Consider the following 818-nt stretch of genomic DNA (forward strand, 5'->3'; position numbering starts at 1 on the left):
GAAGCTGTCAGACTAATTCGAACCAGTCTCAGTTTACCGCGGAACGCGTGAACTTATGCGGAACAAAGCTGCCGCCACTCGGCAAGAGCGGCGGCTCGGTTCAATTTGAAATTTGCTCGTGAGTAAAGGTGGCGTTCTTGATTGAAATGGTTTTGAATCGACGAATGAACGGAGACGAATTTTTGCAGGGTTCGCCACTGTCGAAAACGCAACATCGCCCGTTCTCGTCGTCGAAACGGAAGGTGTGAATTCTCAGCTCGATTGTTCAGCCAGCGGCCGATAGTTTGTTTTTCGGTATTCCCGATTTGCTTCATGGCAGCACCGTATGAACGCAGTTTATCGGTCACAATTACATCTGGTGCGCCGTAGCGTTTCATTGATTTTCTGAGGAATTTCAATGCCGCTTTTCGGTCGCGGCGCTTGGTGACAAACGATTCCAACACTTCACCTTCGTGATCGACCGCCCGCCACAAATAGTGCGTCGCGCCGTTGATCTTCACGAAAACTTCGTCCAGGTGCCATTGCCAATTCGAGTGTGATCGGTGATATCTAGCCCGCCTTCGACGAATTTCCGCAGCAAAAACCGGCCCAAATCTGTTCCACCAAAATCGAACCGTTTCATGACTAATATCAATGCCGCGTTCATGGAGAAGATCCTCGACATTGCGTAGTGAAAGCGGAAATCGAACATACATCATCACCGCAAGGCGGATGATCTCAGGGCTGGTTTTAAAATAGCGAAATGGGGAGCGTTTTGTCATCCGGCGACGCTACGAAACTGACTTCCCGGCCTCAAGCTGGTTTAATCTGACAGTGCC

At 50.0% G+C, this 818-nt stretch carries 1 protein-coding gene; it reads right to left on the minus strand.

Annotation, left to right across the window (positions count from 1 at the left end; translation table 11 throughout):
- Positions 1-53: 53 nt before the first annotated feature.
- Complete coding sequence (locus PEL8287_RS19665; RefSeq protein ID WP_085894142.1) at positions 54-761, minus strand: IS6 family transposase; 708 nt, start codon at positions 759-761, stop codon at positions 54-56.
- Between the last annotated feature and the right edge of the window lie 57 nt (positions 762-818).

Origin of the sequence: Roseovarius litorisediminis (assembly GCF_900172295.1) — a bacterium.
GTDB classification, from domain to species: Bacteria; Pseudomonadota; Alphaproteobacteria; order Rhodobacterales; family Rhodobacteraceae; genus Roseovarius; species Roseovarius litorisediminis.

Coding starts and splice junctions, on each gene's coding strand:
- PEL8287_RS19665 (WP_085894142.1), bottom strand. CDS start 761: ATGACAAAACGCTCCCCATTTCGCTATTTTAAAACCAGCCCTGAGATC.